Origin of the sequence: Rossellomorea sp. NPDC077527 (genome assembly GCF_044542955.1) — a bacterium.
GTDB lineage: Bacteria > Bacillota > Bacilli > Bacillales > Bacillaceae_B > Rossellomorea > Rossellomorea aquimaris_E.
Genome location: NZ_JBITVL010000001.1, coordinates 704,744 through 724,887 on the forward strand (window position 1 = coordinate 704,744; position 20,144 = coordinate 724,887).

Annotated in this window: 32 protein-coding genes; 26 read left to right on the forward strand and 6 right to left on the reverse strand. The window is 42.0% G+C overall.

The window, feature by feature from the left end:
• Positions 1-15: 15 nt before the first annotated feature.
• The 3 genes from ACIGG7_RS03615 to ACIGG7_RS03625 all read right to left on the reverse strand — a co-directional run bounded on the left by ACIGG7_RS03615 (position 16) and on the right by ACIGG7_RS03625 (position 1,447).
• On the reverse strand, positions 16-882 hold the full coding sequence (locus ACIGG7_RS03615; RefSeq protein WP_397548851.1) for a permease: 867 nt from the start codon (positions 880-882) through the stop codon (positions 16-18).
• Positions 883-903: 21 nt separating this feature from the next.
• Positions 904-1,053 (reverse strand): hypothetical protein, encoded by a 150-nt coding sequence (locus ACIGG7_RS03620; protein WP_397548852.1) that lies wholly within the window; start codon positions 1,051-1,053, stop codon positions 904-906.
• A 70-nt stretch (positions 1,054-1,123) separates the two neighbouring features.
• Positions 1,124-1,447: an ArsR/SmtB family transcription factor gene (locus ACIGG7_RS03625; protein WP_224942690.1), complete on the reverse strand. Its 324-nt coding sequence runs from the start codon at positions 1,445-1,447 to the stop codon at positions 1,124-1,126.
• Positions 1,448-1,978: 531 nt separating this feature from the next.
• On the opposite strand from ACIGG7_RS03625, the gene ACIGG7_RS03630 reads away from it, so the two are divergent.
• The 17 genes from ACIGG7_RS03630 to ACIGG7_RS03710 all read left to right on the forward strand — a co-directional run bounded on the left by ACIGG7_RS03630 (position 1,979) and on the right by ACIGG7_RS03710 (position 10,729).
• Positions 1,979-3,238, forward strand: a complete 1,260-nt coding sequence (locus ACIGG7_RS03630) for a neutral/alkaline non-lysosomal ceramidase N-terminal domain-containing protein (RefSeq protein ID WP_224942692.1) — start codon at positions 1,979-1,981, stop codon at positions 3,236-3,238.
• A 103-nt stretch (positions 3,239-3,341) separates the two neighbouring features.
• A complete protein-coding gene (locus ACIGG7_RS03635; protein ID WP_224942694.1) occupies positions 3,342-3,881 on the forward strand; it encodes a GNAT family N-acetyltransferase in 540 nt (179 codons plus the stop codon).
• Between the two features lie 16 nt (positions 3,882-3,897).
• Positions 3,898-4,269, forward strand: coding sequence for an iron chaperone (locus ACIGG7_RS03640; RefSeq protein ID WP_397548853.1), 372 nt, complete (start codon positions 3,898-3,900; stop codon positions 4,267-4,269).
• Between the two features lie 24 nt (positions 4,270-4,293).
• Complete coding sequence (locus tag ACIGG7_RS03645; protein WP_397548854.1) at positions 4,294-4,890, forward strand: YdeI/OmpD-associated family protein; 597 nt, start codon at positions 4,294-4,296, stop codon at positions 4,888-4,890.
• Between the two features lie 154 nt (positions 4,891-5,044).
• A complete protein-coding gene (locus ACIGG7_RS03650; protein WP_397548855.1) occupies positions 5,045-5,326 on the forward strand; it encodes a hypothetical protein in 282 nt (93 codons plus the stop codon).
• A gap of 27 nt (positions 5,327-5,353) precedes the next feature.
• Complete coding sequence (locus ACIGG7_RS03655) at positions 5,354-6,514, forward strand: FtsW/RodA/SpoVE family cell cycle protein (protein ID WP_397548856.1); 1,161 nt, start codon at positions 5,354-5,356, stop codon at positions 6,512-6,514.
• A 34-nt stretch (positions 6,515-6,548) separates the two neighbouring features.
• Positions 6,549-7,244 carry a zinc dependent phospholipase C family protein gene (locus ACIGG7_RS03660; protein ID WP_397548857.1) on the forward strand — a complete coding sequence of 232 codons (696 nt, stop codon included), beginning with the start codon at positions 6,549-6,551 and terminating at the stop codon, positions 7,242-7,244.
• Between the two features lie 148 nt (positions 7,245-7,392).
• Complete coding sequence (locus ACIGG7_RS03665; RefSeq protein WP_397548858.1) at positions 7,393-7,656, forward strand: hypothetical protein; 264 nt, start codon at positions 7,393-7,395, stop codon at positions 7,654-7,656.
• A 22-nt stretch (positions 7,657-7,678) separates the two neighbouring features.
• Complete coding sequence (locus ACIGG7_RS03670) at positions 7,679-7,855, forward strand: hypothetical protein (RefSeq protein ID WP_397548859.1); 177 nt, start codon at positions 7,679-7,681, stop codon at positions 7,853-7,855.
• Between the two features lie 33 nt (positions 7,856-7,888).
• Positions 7,889-8,260 (forward strand): DUF4181 domain-containing protein, encoded by a 372-nt coding sequence (locus ACIGG7_RS03675; protein WP_397548860.1) that lies wholly within the window; start codon positions 7,889-7,891, stop codon positions 8,258-8,260.
• A 38-nt stretch (positions 8,261-8,298) separates the two neighbouring features.
• Positions 8,299-8,478, forward strand: a complete 180-nt coding sequence (locus ACIGG7_RS03680; RefSeq protein ID WP_224942713.1) for an SE1832 family protein — start codon at positions 8,299-8,301, stop codon at positions 8,476-8,478.
• Between the two features lie 411 nt (positions 8,479-8,889).
• Positions 8,890-9,087 (forward strand): hypothetical protein, encoded by a 198-nt coding sequence (locus ACIGG7_RS03685; RefSeq protein WP_397548861.1) that lies wholly within the window; start codon positions 8,890-8,892, stop codon positions 9,085-9,087.
• Between the two features lies 1 nt (position 9,088).
• Positions 9,089-9,280 carry a hypothetical protein gene (locus ACIGG7_RS03690; RefSeq protein WP_397548862.1) on the forward strand — a complete coding sequence of 64 codons (192 nt, stop codon included), beginning with the start codon at positions 9,089-9,091 and terminating at the stop codon, positions 9,278-9,280.
• A 2-nt stretch (positions 9,281-9,282) separates the two neighbouring features.
• Positions 9,283-9,903, forward strand: a complete 621-nt coding sequence (locus ACIGG7_RS03695) for a YdcF family protein (protein WP_397548863.1) — start codon at positions 9,283-9,285, stop codon at positions 9,901-9,903.
• Positions 9,904-9,913: 10 nt separating this feature from the next.
• On the forward strand, positions 9,914-10,135 hold the full coding sequence (locus ACIGG7_RS03700; protein WP_224942720.1) for a hypothetical protein: 222 nt from the start codon (positions 9,914-9,916) through the stop codon (positions 10,133-10,135).
• 23 nt (positions 10,136-10,158) lie between these two features.
• Entirely contained in the window at positions 10,159-10,488 is a 330-nt protein-coding gene (locus ACIGG7_RS03705) for a hypothetical protein (RefSeq protein WP_224942721.1), read from the forward strand.
• Positions 10,489-10,495: 7 nt separating this feature from the next.
• Positions 10,496-10,729 (forward strand): DUF3953 domain-containing protein, encoded by a 234-nt coding sequence (locus tag ACIGG7_RS03710; RefSeq protein ID WP_224942722.1) that lies wholly within the window; start codon positions 10,496-10,498, stop codon positions 10,727-10,729.
• Positions 10,730-10,739: 10 nt separating this feature from the next.
• Here the strand turns inward: ACIGG7_RS03710 and ACIGG7_RS03715 are convergent, their stop codons facing one another.
• Positions 10,740-10,991: a hypothetical protein gene (locus ACIGG7_RS03715; protein ID WP_397548864.1), complete on the reverse strand. Its 252-nt coding sequence runs from the start codon at positions 10,989-10,991 to the stop codon at positions 10,740-10,742.
• Between the two features lie 126 nt (positions 10,992-11,117).
• On the opposite strand from ACIGG7_RS03715, the gene ACIGG7_RS03720 reads away from it, so the two are divergent.
• Positions 11,118-11,810 carry a hypothetical protein gene (locus ACIGG7_RS03720; RefSeq protein WP_397548865.1) on the forward strand — a complete coding sequence of 231 codons (693 nt, stop codon included), beginning with the start codon at positions 11,118-11,120 and terminating at the stop codon, positions 11,808-11,810.
• A gap of 33 nt (positions 11,811-11,843) precedes the next feature.
• On the opposite strand, the gene ACIGG7_RS03725 is transcribed toward ACIGG7_RS03720, so the two are convergent.
• On the reverse strand, positions 11,844-12,263 hold the full coding sequence (locus ACIGG7_RS03725; RefSeq protein ID WP_397548866.1) for a VOC family protein: 420 nt from the start codon (positions 12,261-12,263) through the stop codon (positions 11,844-11,846).
• 73 nt (positions 12,264-12,336) lie between these two features.
• Between ACIGG7_RS03725 and ACIGG7_RS03730 the strand changes: the two genes are divergently transcribed.
• The 3 genes from ACIGG7_RS03730 to ACIGG7_RS03740 all read left to right on the forward strand — a co-directional run bounded on the left by ACIGG7_RS03730 (position 12,337) and on the right by ACIGG7_RS03740 (position 15,968).
• Positions 12,337-13,020 (forward strand): RNA polymerase sigma factor, encoded by a 684-nt coding sequence (locus tag ACIGG7_RS03730; RefSeq protein WP_397548867.1) that lies wholly within the window; start codon positions 12,337-12,339, stop codon positions 13,018-13,020.
• Positions 13,021-13,124: 104 nt separating this feature from the next.
• Positions 13,125-15,074 carry a PhoX family protein gene (locus ACIGG7_RS03735; RefSeq protein ID WP_397548868.1) on the forward strand — a complete coding sequence of 650 codons (1,950 nt, stop codon included), beginning with the start codon at positions 13,125-13,127 and terminating at the stop codon, positions 15,072-15,074.
• Positions 15,075-15,341: 267 nt separating this feature from the next.
• On the forward strand, positions 15,342-15,968 hold the full coding sequence (locus tag ACIGG7_RS03740) for a kinase (protein ID WP_397548869.1): 627 nt from the start codon (positions 15,342-15,344) through the stop codon (positions 15,966-15,968).
• 145 nt (positions 15,969-16,113) lie between these two features.
• Here ACIGG7_RS03740 and ACIGG7_RS03745 read toward each other — a convergent pair whose 3' ends face one another.
• Positions 16,114-16,593 carry a DUF2975 domain-containing protein gene (locus tag ACIGG7_RS03745; protein ID WP_397548870.1) on the reverse strand — a complete coding sequence of 160 codons (480 nt, stop codon included), beginning with the start codon at positions 16,591-16,593 and terminating at the stop codon, positions 16,114-16,116.
• A 183-nt stretch (positions 16,594-16,776) separates the two neighbouring features.
• Between ACIGG7_RS03745 and ACIGG7_RS03750 the strand changes: the two genes are divergently transcribed.
• Genes ACIGG7_RS03750 through ACIGG7_RS03770 form a run of 5 tightly spaced genes read left to right on the forward strand, consistent with a single transcriptional unit; the run spans position 16,777 to position 20,067 of the window.
• On the forward strand, positions 16,777-17,199 hold the full coding sequence (locus ACIGG7_RS03750) for a DUF4181 domain-containing protein (protein WP_397548871.1): 423 nt from the start codon (positions 16,777-16,779) through the stop codon (positions 17,197-17,199).
• Positions 17,200-17,211: 12 nt separating this feature from the next.
• Complete coding sequence (locus tag ACIGG7_RS03755) at positions 17,212-18,279, forward strand: DmpA family aminopeptidase (protein ID WP_397548872.1); 1,068 nt, start codon at positions 17,212-17,214, stop codon at positions 18,277-18,279.
• Positions 18,280-18,294: 15 nt separating this feature from the next.
• On the forward strand, positions 18,295-18,786 hold the full coding sequence (locus ACIGG7_RS03760; RefSeq protein ID WP_397548873.1) for a kinase: 492 nt from the start codon (positions 18,295-18,297) through the stop codon (positions 18,784-18,786).
• Between the two features lie 16 nt (positions 18,787-18,802).
• On the forward strand, positions 18,803-19,234 hold the full coding sequence (locus ACIGG7_RS03765; RefSeq protein WP_397548874.1) for a cytidine deaminase: 432 nt from the start codon (positions 18,803-18,805) through the stop codon (positions 19,232-19,234).
• A 23-nt stretch (positions 19,235-19,257) separates the two neighbouring features.
• Positions 19,258-20,067: an MBL fold metallo-hydrolase gene (locus ACIGG7_RS03770; RefSeq protein WP_397548875.1), complete on the forward strand. Its 810-nt coding sequence runs from the start codon at positions 19,258-19,260 to the stop codon at positions 20,065-20,067.
• Positions 20,068-20,144: the final 77 nt, after the last annotated feature.

Genomic DNA, 20,144 nt, shown 5'->3' on the forward strand with positions numbered 1-20,144 from the left:
CCTTTTTTAAACCCATTAAACCCAATAGAAGATAAAACCGGACACGGTAGACATGGTGATAACCGATAGTACAAAGGTAATGACCAGTTGTTTTCTAAAGATGGATTTAAGGAGGATCACTTCAGGAAGACTGGCCCCGGCTGAACTGATCATCATCGCCATGACAGGACCAAGTGCCATTCCTTTCATAATCAATATCTGTGAAATGGGTATCATGCTCGAAAGTCGGATATACAAAGGAACCCCGATGATGGCGGCAATCGGGATGAGCCACCAATGCTCCCTTCCGAAGAATCCAGAAATCCACTCCGTTGGTACGAGTCCATGGATGACAGCACCAATTGCAGCACCGATGATGAGATAAGGATAGACACTTCTCATTAGATCAGCAGTTTCCATCCAGGCTCCTTTTAAAGAGAAACTCTTCACTTCCTCTTTGAATCCAGTCATCATGACGTTCTTGACGTATTTCTCAAAACCGAATGCTTCCAATAGGAAACCGATGCTTATGGAGAAGATGGTTGTCACCACGGTATAAATGAGCGCCACTTTCCACCCAAGAACCACTCCCATGATCGTGAGGATCGTCGGATCCAAGACAGGAGAAGCGAATAAGAAAATCATGACAATCCCGAATGGCATTTTCTTTTTCAGCATGTTCACGACAACAGGAATCGTCGAACAGGAACAAAAGGGCGTGATAAACGCAAACACAATGGCAGCAGAAACACCCCATGCTTTGTTCTTCCCTGAAATCATCTTCTCAATTTTTTCATAAGGGATGAATCCTTGTAATAAACTGATGGCAAATGAAATGACCACAAACAAAACCGTTAATTCCAGTGCAATTTCTAGAAAACTTCTAAATGTTTCTCCCCACACATTGATCGTCCCCTTTCAGAATTAAACGGCCGGGCAGCAAGGGCTGCAGCATATTGGTTCTTTTTGGTTGATGATCGGAGCTGGTGGTTTCGTTTGGTATAGGGCGACGAATTCCTGCATCTCCGTTCTTTTTAATTTTAAGGTCATTTCTTCTTTGTGAAAATTCAGCATATGTTTCTCTCCTTTTAATCAATATAATTTGATTAATTAATCAAAAAAAATTGATTTATAATCGAAAATTTTAACAGGAAGGCCTGAACAGGCAGCATAATTCGGCTGAAAGCAGGTGGTTGATCTCATCCTGATTCAAGCTGTAATAACTCCAAGTTCCTTTTGTTTCTTTTTTTACAATGTTTGCGTCTAGAAGGATCTTTAAGTGGTAGGATAATTTGGACTGCTTCATTTCCATTAATGGAGCCAGGTCGCATACGCACATTTCGCCTTTCATAGTCAAAATGTTCATGATCTGAAGCCTTTTTTGATCGGCAATGGCTTTGAATTTCTGTTCGTAGGTTTCAAATATCTTTGTGCCCGATACGTCTTGTAATGGAATATCGTTTGTCATCACTGGATCCTCGTTTCTCAATCAATTTTTCTTGATGTAGTCATCTTATATCCATTATTTTTATGTGTCAAGCATTAAATCAAATAATTTTGATGTATACTATGCGGTGGAGGAAGCCGGTGTTCATAAAATCAATTTTTTTTGATTTAATAGTTGCATTTCTAGAAAATGGAACATATACTTACGGTATAAATCAAAATAATTTGATTAATTAAAAGGGGTTGGATGAGATGAATTTCATAAAGATATTAGTAGGGAACAAGAAAAACAATTCTCAAGATTGTTGCCAGATTGAAATAAAAGAAGTGGAAGATGAGAGCTGTTGTAGTGCTGATGAAATCACTGAAACACCATGCTGCTAGTATACAATAGATATGGATAAGGGAAAGGTACCCTTATCTTTTTTTATGTTGAAATGGGAAATATTATTTGATATGTGGAAAATGTTTGAGGAAGATAAAATATTTTGAAATAATTGATAGTAATTTAGGATGTTATTATTAGAATACTTGTTTACAGGAGATGGACCATTTGAGCAAAGCAGGAGTTTACAAGACAGACATAACGCCCCCTTTAGGAATCGACTTTATCGGATATCACAGACCAGGTGGCATAAAGTCGATCGAAGAACGCATCTATTCCACCGCCTTTGTGTTTGAAACCGATACGGACAAAACGGTCTTTATCAGTATCGATAACATCGGTATGCTGATAGAAGATACTACAAAGATTCGCGAGCGGATTGCCGCTGAACTGGATATCCCCTTTGAAAACATAACCGTCGTCTTTACTCATACCCATTCGGGTCCAGCCACTGCGAGCTCAGATGAAATCGTACAGTCATATAAACGGCTTCTCATGGAAAATACCGTGATGTCTGCCGTCAAGGCTCATGAAAATAGACGCCTGGCAGAAGTCGGATGGAACGTCACGCTCGGAGAAATCGGAGTGAACCGAAGAGAAGAAACATCAGAAGGAAAAGTGATGATGGGGACGAATGAACAGGGGCCAGTGGACAAGCGAATCGGGATTCTGGCCATCCGGCATCAGAATGACCATACGCTATTAGGGGCCATCGTTTTCTGTACAGCACACCCCAATGTTCTAAAATCGGATAGTGATTGTCTATCAGGGGATTACCCGGGAGTGACAAGGGGGATTCTTGAAGGAATCCTTGCTTGCCCCGTCATCATCGTCCAGGGAGCGGCAGGGAATATCAATGCAACATACCGGGGATCACAAGCAGCATTAAAGCAAATGGCATATGCATTAAGCGGAAGTGTATTAACCATGATCCCATCCCTCACATATAAGGGAATTTCCAGGTTGAAAACGACTTCAACCTTGCTGCCGATGCGTTTAATCGAGATACCAAAACCAGACGGAATTTATAAAATGGCTTCCAACGCTCAGGAGCAATGGGGTGTTAACACAAGCAGATGGCTTGAACGGGTGCTGGAAAAATATGAACAGCACGACAGACAAATCACGATCGAGTTAGAAATTCAATCATTCCAGATAAACGAAGGATCCTTTTCCGGTATCCCTATGGAGCCCTTTTCAGAATCAGCCCTGATCATCCAGGAGAAACTGGATAACCCTATAGCCTTCTTTGGAGGCTATACCAATGGCTATCTGGGATATTTACCTACAAAGGAGGCCTATCCATTTGGGGGATACGAAGTCGAACTAAATCCCGTGGTCTACGGACCGATCACTCAACTTTGGATGCCGCCGGCAGAGGAAACGAATCAAAGAGTGATTGATACGGTAGTGGAACGGTTAAAATGATGATAGTCCTATTGAAATCGTCCATCGAATAAAGGAATTCCATTGCTTACAAAGAATTCTTATATAGTGAGATAATAGAGTCGTGAAAAGGAGCGATTAAACAGTGGAATTACAATACGAAGTGATCCCGGAAGCACAGGCAGAACTTTGCCGGGATCTTTGCAATGAGCTGATGGCTTTTCAGAAATCGAAGGCATCCATTGCACCTGAACGATTTGACAGCATGAACTTCGATACGAGGATGCTGCCGTCGATTAAAAGTGCCATACATAATTATCTTGTGGTCGTGAAAGATCCGGAAAGAAATAACGAAATTATTGCCTATGTGTATACCAATATCTCACCGAAGGAAGCCTATTCGAATGATTTTGCCACGTTCTTCGACCTGTCATCTGTCCAGAAAGAGAACGTAGGTTGTCTTTCGCAATTTTACATAAAAGAAGGCTATCGGCAATTCGGCATCGGATCGAAATTATACACTATGTCTATGGAGTGGTTGAACACGTTTGAGGATGTCGAGGATTATTTTGTCTTCACCTCGAATGGGAATGAGGAGGCATTGGCTTTTTACCAGCGAAAAGGATTTACCATTTCCCATGACATATTGGACGGTTTTATAACCGTATTACGAAGAAAAGCATAATGAAGGAGGAAACAACATGGACGTCTTCTCAAGTTATTTAAACGGAATCGATCACCCAGATCACCGCAACAGAATGGAGGAAATCCTGACATGGGTGGCATCGACTTTCCCACAATTGGAACCCGCGATCAAGTGGAATACGCCGATGTTTACAGATCACGGCACCTTTATCATTGGGGTCTCGACTGCGAAGCAACATGTGAGTGTCGCGCCTGAAGAAGTCACGATGGTGCATTTTGCCGATCGCATTAAAGTAGCCGGGTACAGTGCCACGAAAGGATTGTTCCGCATGCCGTGGAAAGATCCGGTGAACTACGCATTGCTAGAAGATATCATTACATATAACATTCAGGAAAAAGCAGAACTCACGAGCTTTTGGCGAAAATAGATCGCTCGTTGATAGGAGGTGTACATGATGATAAAACCGAATCGTAAAGTAGATGGTTTTATTAAGAAAGCCAAGAAGTGGAACGAAGAATATGAGAGGCTGAGGAGTATCCTGCTTTCCTTTGAAGAACTGGAGGAAGAAATCAAGTGGATGCATCCCTGTTACACACTAGAACGGAAAAACATCGTGCTGATGCATGGATTTAAAGAATACTGTGCGCTGCTGTTTCACAAAGGGGCACTGATGAAAGATCCGCAAGGGATTCTCATTCAACAAACCGAAAATGTGCAGTCTGCCCGTCAGATCCGGTTCACCAGTGCGAAAGAAATCATCGAAATGAAATCGATCCTGACAGCGTATATCCAGGAAGCCATCGAAATCGAAAAAGCCGGTCTCCAAGTGGAATTGAAAAAGACAGAAGAGTACTCTGTTCCAGATGAACTTCAACAGAAATTTGATGATATGCCGGAGTTAAAGACAGCTTTTGAAAACCTGACGCCGGGACGTCAGAGGGCATATATCCTTTTTATATCCAAGGCGAAACAATCGAAGACTAGGGAGTCGAGAGTTGAGAAATATGTGCAGCATATTTTGGACGGTAAGGGCATGAACGATGAATAGATCTATCAAACGAACGGAGCTTGTCCACCAGGATGAGCTTCTTTTTTGTAGAGGGTTATTTGTTTTTATTGGAAAAGAGTGGATGATTATGAAACTTCTCTAGCCTTACAATCGTCTATTAAGAAGAGAATGGTATAGAAAGGCGGTTATCACTGTGAAAAAATACTCATGGCTCAGTTATGTGTCAGCAGGAATCCCGCTCGTATTATTCGTTCTATTGTTTAACGTTTCACATATCAACGATCGATCAGTCGTCTATACGATTTTTTATACACTTTTCCTCGGGGCTCCCCTTTCCCTTGTCCTGAGCATCATCGCTTTGAGAAAACGAAATGAAAAGAACGGGTTTGCTCTCGTGGGGTTAACGTTTGCCGTATTATTAATCGTTTCCATTTTGTGTGTATTGGTACTGGGATTGGGAATGGGAGAAGCGTAATCTTGGAAGGTCAGGTTAGGTGGGGTTATGGAAAGAAGTAAATGGAAAAAGCTCGATTTAGATTTAATGTTTCTTGTGTTTGTGTTTATGATCATCAGCTGTGTGTCGATTTACAGCGCGCAAAAATATTTACCTTATGAAGAGAATTTCGCCATGAAGCAATGTATCTGGTTCATTGGCGGTGCGATTTTGACCTCTATCGTCTACTACTTCGATTTTGAACAACTCAGAAGGCTGTCCCCTTATTTATATGGATTTGGTGTCCTATTATTGGCCTTCTTGATGGTGGCCCCTTCAAGCATCGCACCGATCATTAAAGGAACGAAAGCTTGGTTCTCCATCCCCGGATTCGGATCTTTACAGCCTTCAGAATTTATGAAAGTATTTCTTATTCTCTTTTTAGCTCACGTCATTTCCCGCCATAATGAAAACTACGAGGAGAGGACGCTGTCTTCGGATGGATTTTTACTGTTTAAAGTCGTGTCCTTCACTTTCATTCCATTGGCATTCATATTGGAGCAGCCAGATGCGGGAACAGGGATGGTCATCATGTGCATCATGATCGGGTTGATTTTCATATCAGGAATCAATAAATACATCCTTTTCTTCTTATCCCTCATAGGGGTATCAAGCATTGCTTCACTGGTCTGGGTCTTCATATATCGCCCAGAGGTATTGTTATCGTTTATGGGTCAATATCAGCTTGATCGAATTTACTCGTGGCTGGACCCATTCGGGAACGGCCAGGGTATTGGCTATCAATTGAGATTATCCATCCTTGCTTCAGGATCAGGCAAGATGATGGGGAAAGGGTTCACCGACGGGCAGGTGGCCGTTCCCGAAGCCCATTCCGATTTTATCTTCACGGTGATCGGAGAAGAATTTGGGTTTGTCGGATCGTCCATCGTTCTGTGCCTGTATTTCATTTTGATCTATAAAATCATTACCATCGTGCTTAGGAATAAAGGCCAGTATGAAATCCTTGTCGGGGCAGGTGTCATCTCGATGTTAACCTTTCATATTTTCGAGAATGTGGGGATGGTCATAGGCCTGGTCCCAATCACCGGAATTCCTCTCCCAATGCTCAGTTACGGAGGGAGCTCTGTGCTCGGAACGATCTTCGCCTTGAGCATCATCAATAACGTGTCGGCTACAACGAATGTATATATGTTTGGGAATAAGGAGTAAGTTATTAGGATATTGAGAGAAGGAGTTGAACGCATTGGCAACGTGGTTGGTACATTTCAGAATCGCAGAGAATCTGCTGAATAAAGGATTACAGGTTGCTGAAGAAGAGTTTGTGGTCGGAAACATCGGACCGGATTGTGGATTGCCTGATCCAGAGACAGGTATCTTTCATCCTGATAAAATCGTCACTCATTTTAGAGAAAATGGGAAAATAAATCCAGACCTGTTTCTGAAACAATATATAGAAGGTCGACAGGGTTTCACCGATCCCCGCTCATCCTTTTTTTTAGGGTACTACCTTCATCTGGTGACGGATGTGGAATGGAGCAAGATGCATCACGAAAAGAAGAAAGAACCCATTTATCAAACGATTCTCGGAACACCTGAATACACGAGAAAAATAAAAGGGGACTGGTATGGAACGGATTTCGTCTATTTACAAGGAAACACGGATACAGTATTTCATCGTGTTTTTCAACATATTAAGAGTTTTCCAGATTACCTGGACATCTTTCCAGAGAACCAGATTACCAAACAAATTAAACGGATTACGGCCTTTTATCTAGGTGATTCTTATGCCTTCGCTCTGGAACCGGATTATATGTTTACCTATTTAACCCCTGATGAAGTTACGCAGTTTGTCGAGGAGACGACGGAGAAGTTGGTGGATATCCTGCAAGTAATCTTTCAAGGGGAGGCTACCTGGGAATCTTACTCTATAAAGAAATGAAAGGAGGGGGCATTATGAGTTTACTCACACCAATCGTTGTAACAGGGTCCGTGTTAGCAATGGCCTGGATCGTTGGGAATCATGAAAAGGCGAACGAACAGAGGAAGTGAGGGAAAGACCCGATAGGTTTTGAAAAGGGGGCTGATGCATGAAGGAGGAACAAGCCAGAAAACATATGTATCTCATACTGGGATATTCAGGACTCCTTCTCATAGGACTGGCGATTTTAAGGAATTTATCCGTTGTGAACGATCATGTGGGATACGGCCTGACGATGTTTGGTTATTTATTACTTGTTTCGTATTTTAAATTTGCAGATGATAAGATTGGTGCCACAAGAAAAGAAAAGGCGTTTTATCGTATAGGATTTTTAGTGGTGTTAGTGATTGTGGCGTGGAATTCTTATTTGTAGATTCATATAAAAGAGGTGAAATATGGAGCTCATAATAAAAGTCATACTATATATCGTCTTCTTGATAGGAGCACTCTATTTCTATTTCGGAGGTACCAAAAAGGCCGCTCGTGGTCACAATATGTTCATTAAGGTCATCGGTGTTGTATTAATAAGCTACTTTTATTGGTTCCACATTCAGACCTTCATTCAGCTATAGTAATCAGTTCGAAAGAAAGGGGTTCCGGAGCTTTTGAACATCATATTCAATGATATCTTTCAATTTATCCTTTATTTTACCGCGTTTCTATTGGTCTTTTTTGTTATTGAAAAAAAGGCTAGAAGAAAGTGGAGCATTGAAAAACCAGATCGTTCAAGTGCACAGGGAATCAATAGCGTTCATGTTTGGGGAAAACGACTCCTTTGGACTGTCTTCTTCATTTGTGTCATATTCTATCCTTCAGGGGTGATCAATGTTGCTCTCATCGTGGTCATCTGGGCATTCGAAACCTATATGCAGTGGAAACACGAAAACTCAAAAAGAGAATACATCATTACATTTATGGGGCTCATTGCCTTTATCATTTTTATCTCAATTGGATATTCATTTGACTTATTGCTGTAATCCAAAACAAAAACATCTTTTGAAAGGAAGGAAGCACCATGACTAAATCAGAATTAGAATATCAAATCAACGAAGTGAAATTAGAGTATATTCGCATCCAGGGAGATCTTGAGAAGCTGGAAACCTTCGGCAGAAACACGGATATTCAACAAAGAAAGTTGGACGAACTTGAGCAGGAGCTATCTCAGCTACATAGGAAACTGGATGCCATCGACTAAGCATCATCATATGTTTCATGAATATTGAAGCTGCATGGAAAATAGGTATATAGAAAGACGAACGGTACAAGTTCCAACTTGTATCTGGCTCTCTGATAGGGGCTGATTTCAATGTATCGCAATCGTGACAGACAGGTGAACATCGTCATTCTGGTGCTTTTGTGCATCCTGATCTTTCATATCATCCGCATTATCCTTCATGTGAGGGTGTACTTCGTCTACAGCATGGGAATGGGGTATCTTTTGTTCTTGGGAATGATTATTTTTCTTATTTTATTCCTTTTATTCAAAAGGTGATTGAACGGGTACTTTTCTTAAATGGGAAGAGTGCCTCTTTTTTTGAGAACTTATGTAGGAAAATTATGTTAATATGGGAATGGCATACCAAGTATACTTGAACGGAGGTTCTATATGAAAAACAATAATCAATTGGCTTTACTTGTGTCGTGGGTCGTATTAGTCGGATTTCCACTCTTTTTTCTCTTTGTCTCTCTGTATACGGGTCAATGGAGATATCTAATGTGGAGTCTACCACCTTCTTTTTTGGCAGGATTTACGGGGCTTATTTTGACCCTTAATCAAATGAAAAAAGAGAAAGAAGGGGCTTAACATGATGCTTTTAATCTTTAATGTGTTCAGGAATATCATTTCGACGTTCTTTTTAGACGGGATTTGGGTAGTCGGCTTTTTTTACTTGCTCAATAAGACATTTGAAAGCGATCGCCTTAAGAAGCTGTCCCTTTATGCGGTTGGAATGATTTCGGTACTGTTGTTCTTTTATTCTGTCATGGTGAGTATTTGAGTATGTACATATCGACTTTGGAGATTGAAAGGCTTACACCTGATCAGATGGGGAATCTATTATTCTCGGATATTGAAGACGATCAACAGCATGGAGATTGTATCTTCGTGGCGGGAAGCAGTAAGGCCATGACATACCGTTTACCTAAAGCCGTGGAGCTGTATAAACAGGGAAGAGCCGGTAAAATCCTGTTTTCCGGTGGCGTGAAATGGCGGGGGAGTGAGTATACCGAAGCCGAAAAATTGAAAAGGGGAGCAATCTCATTAGGAGTTCCGGAAAAAGATATCTTAACAGAAACGCTTTCCCTACACACCCTTGAAAATGTTCTGGCGTCCCTCCTTGTTCTTGATCGGGAATTTCATTTACACAACATTAGGAGGCTGCTCGTCGTAACATCTTCCTACCATATGAGAAGACTTCATCTGACGCTGAAAACCTATATGCCTGAATGGATATCATTCACCTTATGCCCGGCAGAAGATGACAATACTAGAGAAGATAACTGGTTCCTAAGTGAAACGGGGATCAAACGGGTCAAAAAGGAATCGGGAAGTTTGATCCGGTATGTGAAGCAGGGTGCTTTGAAAGATGAGGATGTTCTTATTCATAAAATAGAATGCTAGGAGGCGGAAAATGACAAAAGAAAAAGCGTATCCGAGATTCTGGCGTTTTCTCACCTACTTTACAGGATTTTGGATTTTGTATGGCTGCTATGTTCTGATCAAGGATGTATTCATTGAGGATCATTTCGATCGTCAGCCCCTGTATTTGATCGTTATGATGACCCTAATGTTGCTTCGGTCAATGCAGGAATATAATAAGGCAAAGAAGCTTTCTTCTACAAATGGGTCCTAACACTTACAATATGGAGGGATTCAATGTACGTCAAAATCTATCATTATCATATTCCGAAAGAGAAGGTAGAACAGTTTCTGGACATCCAAGAACGAGCAGGGGAATTGTATGGTCAGTATATTGACTACCAAACTATTTACATAAACAGTAAGAATGATGAAACAAAATGGATGGAAATATCTCGTTATCAGGATGAAAATGAGTACCGAAGGAGTATGGAGCGATTAAACGAAGAGTCGGAGGTACATTTGTTATTCGATGAATTCAAATCTCTATTAATCGGAGATATCAAGGAAGACGACTTTTTCGAAAAGAAACAAATGACCTTTCAAAACGGCAAGAAAGCGGAGTGATGGAATCATGAAATTTTTTGGGAGTATATTCTCCTTAACAAGCTTCATTCTGGCCATCTATGTACTGGTGATGAAAGAATATAGATGGATTGAACTTGTGATGTTGATGTTTAGTCTATCAATTGGAATCATGGGGATAGAAGAAATTAAAAAGGACCATAAGGGGAGGGGAGTGTTATTAATATCAGTGGGCTTACTTTGCCTCTACTCTTCAATTCAAGGATTCTTGTTCTTACATTAAATAGAAGGTCTCACTTATGATTCACCATCAACTTCTGCAAAATAACCGATAAATAGCGGTCCGAAGATCGTGAAATGACCGAGGGTTGCTCCCATATATTCCTCATGATCATCAAAATCAACTGTTCCGTCGCGGTACTGCATCCCGTCACCCGATAGCCTGTACGGAACATAAATGTTTCATAATCCTGATAAAACTTCTTGAATGAATGCTGATCCCTTGATAATAAACAGGTCATCAGATCTAGCTTTGTCATCTTCATGAAAACAACTCCCCTTTATACTCATGTATCCATACCCTTCTTCGTCCAAGTAGTAACTCTTTTTCCATCATTTATTGAATATATTCATCTTAACGTGGTATATATACGATAAAAGGTGGTGCAGAAATGACTTTCAAAACAACTTCGGCAGCTCTCCTTCTTGGCAGTGCTTTACTCCTAACGGCCTGCAGCGGGGACGGGACTGCATCAGATCAAGATGAAAACACTCAGTCCATGGACGAAAACCAAAAGGATACCTCCGTGGATATGAATGATGAAAACAGTGCAGAGGAAAATGCCGGTGAAGATATGAACGCCGATGAGAATGAAAACAATGAAGACGCTGGAGACAGCAATGGTGAAACAGAAAGTGATGCCAGCAGTGAAAACGAGGATATTCAGAAAAAGGAGTATCCTTCACCTGAAGAAGCGGCGGCTCAAATCGAAGGATATGAGAAGGTCGATCAGACGAACATCGATCTTGGTCACGGTATCAAAGGACTCCAGGAAGGGGCGGCCGGTCATGAGTATCTTTATTGGAATGAAGGTCGCTGGCTGATCAAAGTCAACTTTCCGCTAGATCCACAGTATGGTATTGATGGATATGATGGAGCCGAAGAAATGGCTAAGAACGTCGTAGAATATCTGGAGACGAACTACTTGCCCGCTCCGGAAGACAGGGGAGTGATTACAATCAACGGATTTAAGGACCACCCCGCAACCGTGGTGATGTGGCAAAAAGGAAAGACTGTTTATACAATCACTTCACAAGAAAAAGAACCATTCGACGCACTCAAAACAGCGGTTGAATCAGAATAAAAAGGTGGCCGGGATCCCGGACACCTTTTTTCTTCAGCGATTCATTTCCTGGAGCTTTTTAATATTATCCGAATGAAACGGTGATCCTTCCACTTCGCTCACCACGCTGAAGGGATTTCCGTCCGGATCAAAGAAATCGAAAAAGCGCATCCCGCCGAAGTCGTCGATATCGGACGTGACGACACCTTTGCCGTTCAATTCCTCATGAATTGAATCAACATCCTGTACAACAAAATTGAAATAGCTATTTTTTTGCTTTCCCTTAATGATAAACTCCGTCGGTTGAGGGGTTTCCACTTCAATCAACCCAAACTGTGTCGAACCGTTTGGTAAGTAAAAGCAGGCACCCCCGTCCCACGAATCGATTTTCTTCAACCCTAAATGCTCCTCATACCAGGCGGTTGATTTCTCAAGATTCGTCACAGGGACAAATACACTTCCAATCTTAAACATCGTATCCTCTCCTTATAAATGAAATTCATATGTATAACGAATATAATGAAGAAAAAGTTACAAAAAATGTGAGGTGGTTGAACTGATTTTTGATGAGTTGGAACATACGGTCACCAAACTGTATCGGTATTGCCTGAAATTAACGGGTTCCACATGGGAAGCAGAAGACCTCGTACAGGAGACGCTCCTGAAAGTCTACCCATTGAAAAAGCAGGATCCTGATCGGGCGTTCACTTTTTCATTTCTCTACACGGTCGCCAAAAACCTTTTTATCGATGGAAAAAGAAAGAAAAGGGAATCCTTTACTCTACATGAAGAAATCTATGGAGTATATGACCCATCTGAATTCGAGGGATTGATCGAAATCCTGCTTTCGGCTTTGCCTTTGCAGCAGGGGATGCTCATCACCTTGAAAGATGTCTTCAACTATACAACAAAGGAAATCGCCGCCATGTTGAGAGTTAGCGATGAGTTCATCAAAACCGCCCTTCATCGTTCCAGAAAAAAGCTGACAGCTGTTAATGAAGACACACCGGTTCCTGCATTCGCCAATCCCGAAATGATTCAGAATCTCTCAACCGCAATCAAACAGAGTGACCCATCGCGTATCTTTCGCTATTATCGGATGCTTGAAACACGACACTTTAAAGTGAGGAGAGACATAAACAGGTCGGTATTTCATGTGATTGATCTGGACGGGAATGTATTAGAGATTGCGTCCTTAACATATCCTCATAAAATTGATATCGTAACGTAAATGAATATTTACATAGATTTAAACTTATCCCACTTGTATTCATACTGGCTTAAACTTTCGATGTTTTACTAGAGTCGTAGTAAATACAGTAGGAGGTTTTAAAGATGAAAAAAAGACTATCAATCGGATTATCGATGGCGTTACTAGCATCTTCATCCTTAACAGCCATGGCTCAAGAGAACGGAGGCCACGGTGAAAAGAAAGATTCACACAAGAAAATCGAGAGTGTTGAATTCTCTTCCATGAAAGCTCCTGATAATATCAAAAATATGGTGAAAACCTATACAACAGCAACAGTCAAAGTGACTTATAAAGACGGGACAGTCAAAGAACTGCCTCTTAACTATGATCAACTCTACCTATCAAAAGATAAAATCGTCGACAATAAGGGAGAAATGATTCCAGCCGGTACACCGATCGACGTGAACGGTGATCCGATCATGGACAAAAGCGTTCCATCCAGTCCATCTTATTTCATTTCGGACGCGCCGGATTCCAACAGCTTTCTAAAGAAAGGGAACAAGTCATTTATGGTTTCCCACTTTGAATATGATTCACAAAATAACGCAGGTGAGAAGATTTCTGGTCTTCCTGCATCGATGACATTGTCAGAGCTTGACCATGATAAAAAAACGGGCAAGCTTTCTGTGAAAGAAGCCCATAAGATTGATTTCTCGAGAGTAGACGGACTATGGAACCCATGTAACGGATCCACAACGGATTGGGGCACGCACCTCGGTTCAGAGGAATATGAGCCGGACGCAAGAGATTTTGAAAACAAAGATTCTGATGCCTATAAAGAAGTCAGCAACTTTGCCAAGTATTATTTCAATGACGAGGCAAAAGCGAATCCTTACAATTATGGCTGGATTCCTGAGATCTCGGTTTCTAATGATGGAAAGCCATCTGTTGTTAAACATTACAGCACTGGCCGTTTCTCTCATGAAATGATGCAAGTCCTTCCGGATAATAAGACGGCCATTTTCGGTGACGACGGCGGCAATACGATGATGTTCATGTATGTAGCCGATAAAGAAGAAGATTTCTCAGCAGGAACTTTATATGCTGCTAAGTTCAATCAAACCGGTACAGAAAAAGGCGGATCTGGTGACTTAAACTGGATCAAACTTGGACACGGTACCGACAAAGAAATCAAAGACATGATAGACGGTGGAGTGACATTCAGCGATATTTTCGAAACAACGGAAGAACCAGCAGAAGGGTTTACGGCTGTTAAGACGAACTCCCATGATTCTGTCGAATATCTAAAAGTGAAGCCAGGCATGGAAAAAGCGGCAGCATTCTTAGAACCACGCCGTTACGGAGCCATCCTTGGTGCGACTTCTGAATTCAACAAAATGGAGGGACTTGCCGTCAACGCCGAAGATCATAAAGCGTATATGGCCATCTCTTATCAAGAAGGAAGCATGGAAAAACAAGAAGGAGCCGTTCAGGACGACATTCAACTTCCGAAGATTGAGTCAGGTGTCACATATGAATTAAATCTTCAAGAAGGTCAAACAGATCGTGACGATGAGAAGATTGACAGCGGCTATGTTCCTGCCAGCATGAACGGATTTGTATTGGGAGAGGACCTTGCTTCTCCGGATGCACTAGGAAACACGGCCAACCCTGATCTTGTGGCCAACCCTGACAACCTGAGCTTCTCAGAAGATCTGAATACCCTCTTCATCGGAGAAGACAGCGATATGCATACGAACAACTTCGTGTGGGCGTATGATGTACAAACGAAAAAGCTTTCCAGAATCCTTTCCGTTCCCGTCGGAGCAGAAGCAACAGGATTAAGAGCGGTGGATTCAATGAAGGACTCGAATTATGTCCTAAGTAATTATCAACATCCTGGAGCGGATCTTGATGAGAAAGAAATCACAGCCGTTGATAAAACAGAATTAGAGAAAGCCATGAAAGACACGCTTGGCATCATGGAAACAGGAGGAGTCGGCTATATTTCCGGCATACCTGGTGTGAAAATGAAAGATGACCACCAAAAGGACCATGATGAAAACAAAGCTGAAGATGATTCAGAAGAATAAACTTCGATAAAAAGGTCTGTCCCCGACACATTAGAGTTTAATGTGGAGAGGGCAGGCCTTTTTTTTATGAAAGAATCCTAGCCTTTGAGTTTAGGATTGAGTTTTTTATCTTGATTTGAAATAATTGGTAAATAGAGGATTCGTAAGGAGGAAAAAGATGAACAAAGATCGATTCTTTCTGGAGATGCACCTTCAAGGTATGAAATGGCAATACCAGAATGCGAGTTTAGAGAAGCATGACACGTATAGCGGACAAGTGTTGAAATCATGATTGATGCGATGGATCTAGTGACAGAAACATTGCTCCCGCGTTATCAGAAGAGATCTACGCACCACCGCCCTTTCATTGTAGGAATTGACGGACTGGGAGGCGCAGGTAAGACCACGTTTGCAAAAGCGTTGAAAAATAAACTCAAGCAGAAAACCACCATCCTTCATTTGGACGATTACATAGTGGAAAAGAGGAGGCGTTACGGGACTGGAGAAGAAGAATGGTATGAATACTATGCTCTTCAATGGGACATTGGAACACTCCAATCCTCTCTGTTTCAGAAGCTGCATCATACCCTTGATGTCACGTTACCCTTCTACGATTCATTCAGCGACATGATTATAAAGAAAGATTTCATCTACGATCAAAACACCATCGTCCTGATAGAAGGCGTCTTCCTTCAACGGAAAGAATGGCGTGATTTCTTTGACTATGTCATCTTTCTGGACTGTACCCATGAGCAAAGAACGGAAAGAGTCATCGGACGCGACCTCTATTTAGGGGATGAAAAGGAAAGAGTAGCCAAGTATGAACGGAGATATTGGAAGGCTGAAGACCATTACCTCCTCCATGACGACCCAATCGGAAGAGCGGATCATATTGTTAAAGTTCCAAAAGGGTGATCTGTTTCTGATGTGGCCCTTTATTTTCTTTCCGCTAAGTTTTCGATTCACTGACTAAATTTCTGTTTTTTACGCAAAAAGGGATAGCTTACTAACTATCCCTCCCCCCACTTTAATATCTTCGTTAATGGCCATACTCTCTACCTCAAACCGTCAAATCATTTTCTGATTTTATGTGAATTGCGTCTTGTAGAAGCCTTTGTAGAATAGCCGCAAAAACGGCGATAACCAACGAACCGAAAATGATGATGATTCCCAAAAATCCAATGGGAGGGTCAATGTTCCTGGCTATTAAATGAAGGAATGGCATACCTACTACATACAAACCGCTGATTGTAATCGCACAACCCTTAATGTTCTTTAACGCCTTCACAGATAATTCCGAGAACGCAGTGTTCTCATCAATGTATCGTAAAAGATTGAATGCCTGATATAGAGCAAAGAAAAAAGGCAAAGCTGCTCCATACATCACAATAAAAATGAGATATTTCATTAGACCAATACCTGTATTCAAGTTTGCTGCGAAATTCGCGAATGGGGGCACTAAAAATAGACAAAAAGCAAGAACGGGGATACCGATAACAAAAACAGCTATTTTTAATAAGAGCGTCGTAGCTTGTTTCATAAAAGCACCTCACTTATTCATTTATTTTATATCAGTATTTATTGTATTACAATAAATTTATATTGTTTTTTGTAATGTTATATCGAATGAAACGTACATACCGAATCAAAGAAAAGATTGAGTTTGATTGAATATTTTGGAATAATTGGTAGTGTATCATCTGAGAAAAGGAGACGTGATGTAATGGATTCGATTTGGTTGAATTTTTTTTTATTCCTATCCATCTATGCTCTCCTCATCTTCCTGTTCAACGCAGGAATGAGAAGGCTTTTGAACGTCAAAAGGAAGCAGATCTTCTCTTATCATCATTTGAATGAAACACATAAAAAGGTGGACTGGACGATTCGAATGGCATTTGTGGTCCTGATCATCGCAGGTGTTTTCTTTCATATTTCTAACCCCGATTCCATCGGGAAAGTGTGGTACTTAGAAACGCATATATTGGTATTCGGATTTATCCTCCTGTCGGAATCAGTCAGGGCTGTTTTTGAAAAAAAGCATTCAGACAATCCCAATGATTATAAATTCACCCTAGCACAGTTAACGTTCCTGACAGCTACATTGCTGTTATTTTTTACAACTGAATTTTTCGGAATATTCACCTAAAGGGGGAGCGTCATGGATACTCAGCGACAAAAGAGGATACGAGACTACGGAGTGAAGATCGGCAAGCTGGAAACGGGCACGCAAAACTCGATCACGGATGTGGCAGGGGTCACGGTCGGTCATGTCACACTCAGCCAGGAAGACATGCAGACCGGGGTCACGGCGATCCTGCCTCATCAGGGGAGTCTGTTCAAAGAGAAGCTCATCGCTTCCACACATGTCATCAACGGATTCGGCAAAACGATGGGAACGATCCAGATCAATGAACTGGGAACATTGGAAACTCCGATTCTATTAACGAACACATTGAGCATCGGAACAGCTGCCGATGCCTTGATTGAATACATGCTCGAACGGAATCCCGAGATCGGCAGGACGACGGGGACCGTCAATCCCGTTGTATGTGAATGCAATGACATGTTTTTAAATGATGTCAGAGCAAGGTTCATCACGAGGGATCACTTCCATAGGGCACTTGAAAACACCTCTTCAAAAGTAGAGGAAGGGACAGTCGGCGCCGGTACCGGCATGCTCTGTTATTCCTTGAAAGGGGGCATCGGGACAGCATCAAGGATCATGAAATTGGACCACGGGACCTACACAATGGGGATCCTTGTCCTAACAAACTTCGGAATACTAAGCGATTTGACCGTTAACGGGAACCCGGTGGGAGAAGAACTGAAAAAAGCTATCCTCAAGACCCGTGAAGAAAAGGACAAAGGTTCCGTCATCATCATTGCAGGGACGGACCTCCCTGTATCCGAAAGGCAGCTCAACCGGATCATCAAGCGGACGGTCACGGGACTCTCACGCACCGGCTCAATCATCACAACCGGGAGCGGCGAGGTGGTCATAGGCTTCTCGACGGCAACAAAGATCCCACATGACCAAACGTCCCAATGCATGACTGTTCCCATGATCCATGAAGAAGAGATGGACGTTGCCTTCCGGGCAATCGGGGAAGCGACGGAAGAAGCGGTCTTGAACTCCTTGATCACCGCAACTCACGTGGTGGGCAGGGATGGAAACGAAAGACCGGCTTTAAAGGATTTATTGGAGGAATACAATATAAAGCTTTAACACCAGGGAGGAAGTATGGAATCTACATTGATCATCATTCGAGGCAACTCGGGAAGTGGAAAAACCACGACAGCTAAACGCCTTCAACATCATTTCGGCCGGGGGACACTCCTGGTCTCCCAGGATGTCGTTCGGAGGGACATGTTGAAGGTTCAGGACCGGGACGGCAACCTGTCCATAGATTTGATCCGGCAAATCACAGAGTACGGTAAAGGCAAGAGTGAAGTGGTCATATTGGAAGGAATCTTTTCCGAACAGCGCTACGGGGACATGATTAGGGAGTTAATCCGCTTCTATAACGGAAAAGCTCATACATATTATTATGATTTATCGTTTCAAGAAACCGTTCGTCGTCATGATTCCCGTTCCAAACGGAGCGAGTTCGGGGAGGATTCTTTGCGTGAGTGGTGGACTCCTCGGGATTATCTGGGTGTGGATGGGGAAGTGGTTTTGACGGATGAGATGACGCAGGATGAAATAGTGGAATTGATTTCAAAGCAAATATGAAAATAGGGAGTGCATCATGTTACACGTAAAACCATTAGAAGAACGAGACTATGAACTGATCAAAGAAGCAGAAAAAGTCATAGAAAAGAATTATCGATACGGTCGTCACCATATTGGTTCAGCCGTCAGAGCCACAACCGGGGAGGTTTATGCAGCCGTTCATGTAGAAGCGAATGTTGGCAGGATCACCGTCTGCGGGGAAGCGATGGCTATCGGAAAGTCTATTTCCGAAGGAGACCATGAATTCGAAACCATTGTAGCCGTCGCTCACCCTCATCCACACGAAGATATCGAGAAATGCTGGGTCGTCGCACCCTGCGGCATGTGTCGAGAGTTAATCAGTGATTACGGTACACAGACCGATGTCATCCTATCTTATCGTGGAAAATTAGTGAAGTGTAATGTGATGGAACTTCTGCCGGAGAAGTATGGGAGTGAAATAGAATAGTAAAGTAGTATAAGGAGGAAATCATGATTCACTACAAAAACGAATTTCTAACTGTTTTTCAAAGCTCACTATATCAAACCACATCGGCCATCATCCAAACCGACGATGTTATAATCATGACCGATCCCAATTGGCTGCCACATGAAATACAAGCCATCCGGGAATATGTGGATCAAGAGTTAGGCGACAAACAGCTGTACATCATCTACACGCATAGTGATTTCGACCACATCATCGGTTCAGGTGCCTTTCCAGAGGCAAAGGTGATCGCTACAGAAGAACTTGAAAATCATGAACAAAAGAAGGAAATCGTTCAGAAAATCCAACAGTTTGATCAACGATATTATATAAAACGGGACTACGAGCCCTACTATCCGTCCGTCGATCACGCCATAACCAGTGATGGGGAGAAGCTCAATCTCGGAAAGCTTACTTTAACGTTTTACAAAGCACCGGGGCATACACATGATGGCCTTTTCACTGTCATAGAACCCTTGGGCATTCTTTTAACAGGGGATTATCTGTCTAATGTTGAGTTCCCATTCATTTGCAGCAGCTACATAGATTATAAGAAAACGATGAAAAAGGCTGAATCGATCTTGGAACATCACTCGATCCTGATTCATGTCCCAGGTCATGGAACCGTGACGGATGACAGGGCTGAAATGACGCGAAGACTGGAGGAGTCCTTGTATTATATCAATCATCTTTTACAGGATGAAGAAGAGGTCGAAGCCTTTTGCCGCGAGAGGTATTCTTTTTTTGAAGGAATGAAGAGTATCCATTTTGAGAATTTAGAGATCGCGAAGAGAGAGGCTGAAAGAGACGAGTAGATTTCTGTATCCTTTCGACAAACAGCTTATAAAATGAATATTCAGCTCATAAATTGATATTCCGGATCATAAGTACC

Coding starts and splice junctions, on each gene's coding strand:
- ACIGG7_RS03620 (WP_397548852.1), bottom strand. CDS start 1,053: ATGCTGAATTTTCACAAAGAAGAAATGACCTTAAAATTAAAAAGAACG.
- ACIGG7_RS03625 (WP_224942690.1), bottom strand. CDS start 1,447: ATGACAAACGATATTCCATTACAAGACGTATCGGGCACAAAGATATTT.
- ACIGG7_RS03640 (WP_397548853.1), top strand. CDS start 3,898: ATGGACGTCTTCTCAAGTTATTTAAACGGAATCGATCACCCAGATCAC.
- ACIGG7_RS03645 (WP_397548854.1), top strand. CDS start 4,294: ATGATGATAAAACCGAATCGTAAAGTAGATGGTTTTATTAAGAAAGCC.
- ACIGG7_RS03655 (WP_397548856.1), top strand. CDS start 5,354: ATGGAAAGAAGTAAATGGAAAAAGCTCGATTTAGATTTAATGTTTCTT.
- ACIGG7_RS03665 (WP_397548858.1), top strand. CDS start 7,393: ATGAAGGAGGAACAAGCCAGAAAACATATGTATCTCATACTGGGATAT.
- ACIGG7_RS03670 (WP_397548859.1), top strand. CDS start 7,679: ATGGAGCTCATAATAAAAGTCATACTATATATCGTCTTCTTGATAGGA.
- ACIGG7_RS03680 (WP_224942713.1), top strand. CDS start 8,299: ATGACTAAATCAGAATTAGAATATCAAATCAACGAAGTGAAATTAGAG.
- ACIGG7_RS03685 (WP_397548861.1), top strand. CDS start 8,890: ATGAAAAACAATAATCAATTGGCTTTACTTGTGTCGTGGGTCGTATTA.
- ACIGG7_RS03690 (WP_397548862.1), top strand. CDS start 9,089: ATGATGCTTTTAATCTTTAATGTGTTCAGGAATATCATTTCGACGTTC.
- ACIGG7_RS03695 (WP_397548863.1), top strand. CDS start 9,283: ATGTACATATCGACTTTGGAGATTGAAAGGCTTACACCTGATCAGATG.
- ACIGG7_RS03700 (WP_224942720.1), top strand. CDS start 9,914: ATGACAAAAGAAAAAGCGTATCCGAGATTCTGGCGTTTTCTCACCTAC.
- ACIGG7_RS03705 (WP_224942721.1), top strand. CDS start 10,159: ATGTACGTCAAAATCTATCATTATCATATTCCGAAAGAGAAGGTAGAA.
- ACIGG7_RS03710 (WP_224942722.1), top strand. CDS start 10,496: ATGAAATTTTTTGGGAGTATATTCTCCTTAACAAGCTTCATTCTGGCC.
- ACIGG7_RS03715 (WP_397548864.1), bottom strand. CDS start 10,991: ATGAAGATGACAAAGCTAGATCTGATGACCTGTTTATTATCAAGGGAT.
- ACIGG7_RS03720 (WP_397548865.1), top strand. CDS start 11,118: ATGACTTTCAAAACAACTTCGGCAGCTCTCCTTCTTGGCAGTGCTTTA.
- ACIGG7_RS03725 (WP_397548866.1), bottom strand. CDS start 12,263: ATGTTTAAGATTGGAAGTGTATTTGTCCCTGTGACGAATCTTGAGAAA.
- ACIGG7_RS03735 (WP_397548868.1), top strand. CDS start 13,125: ATGAAAAAAAGACTATCAATCGGATTATCGATGGCGTTACTAGCATCT.
- ACIGG7_RS03740 (WP_397548869.1), top strand. CDS start 15,342: ATGATTGATGCGATGGATCTAGTGACAGAAACATTGCTCCCGCGTTAT.
- ACIGG7_RS03745 (WP_397548870.1), bottom strand. CDS start 16,593: ATGAAACAAGCTACGACGCTCTTATTAAAAATAGCTGTTTTTGTTATC.
- ACIGG7_RS03750 (WP_397548871.1), top strand. CDS start 16,777: ATGGATTCGATTTGGTTGAATTTTTTTTTATTCCTATCCATCTATGCT.
- ACIGG7_RS03755 (WP_397548872.1), top strand. CDS start 17,212: ATGGATACTCAGCGACAAAAGAGGATACGAGACTACGGAGTGAAGATC.
- ACIGG7_RS03760 (WP_397548873.1), top strand. CDS start 18,295: ATGGAATCTACATTGATCATCATTCGAGGCAACTCGGGAAGTGGAAAA.
- ACIGG7_RS03765 (WP_397548874.1), top strand. CDS start 18,803: ATGTTACACGTAAAACCATTAGAAGAACGAGACTATGAACTGATCAAA.
- ACIGG7_RS03770 (WP_397548875.1), top strand. CDS start 19,258: ATGATTCACTACAAAAACGAATTTCTAACTGTTTTTCAAAGCTCACTA.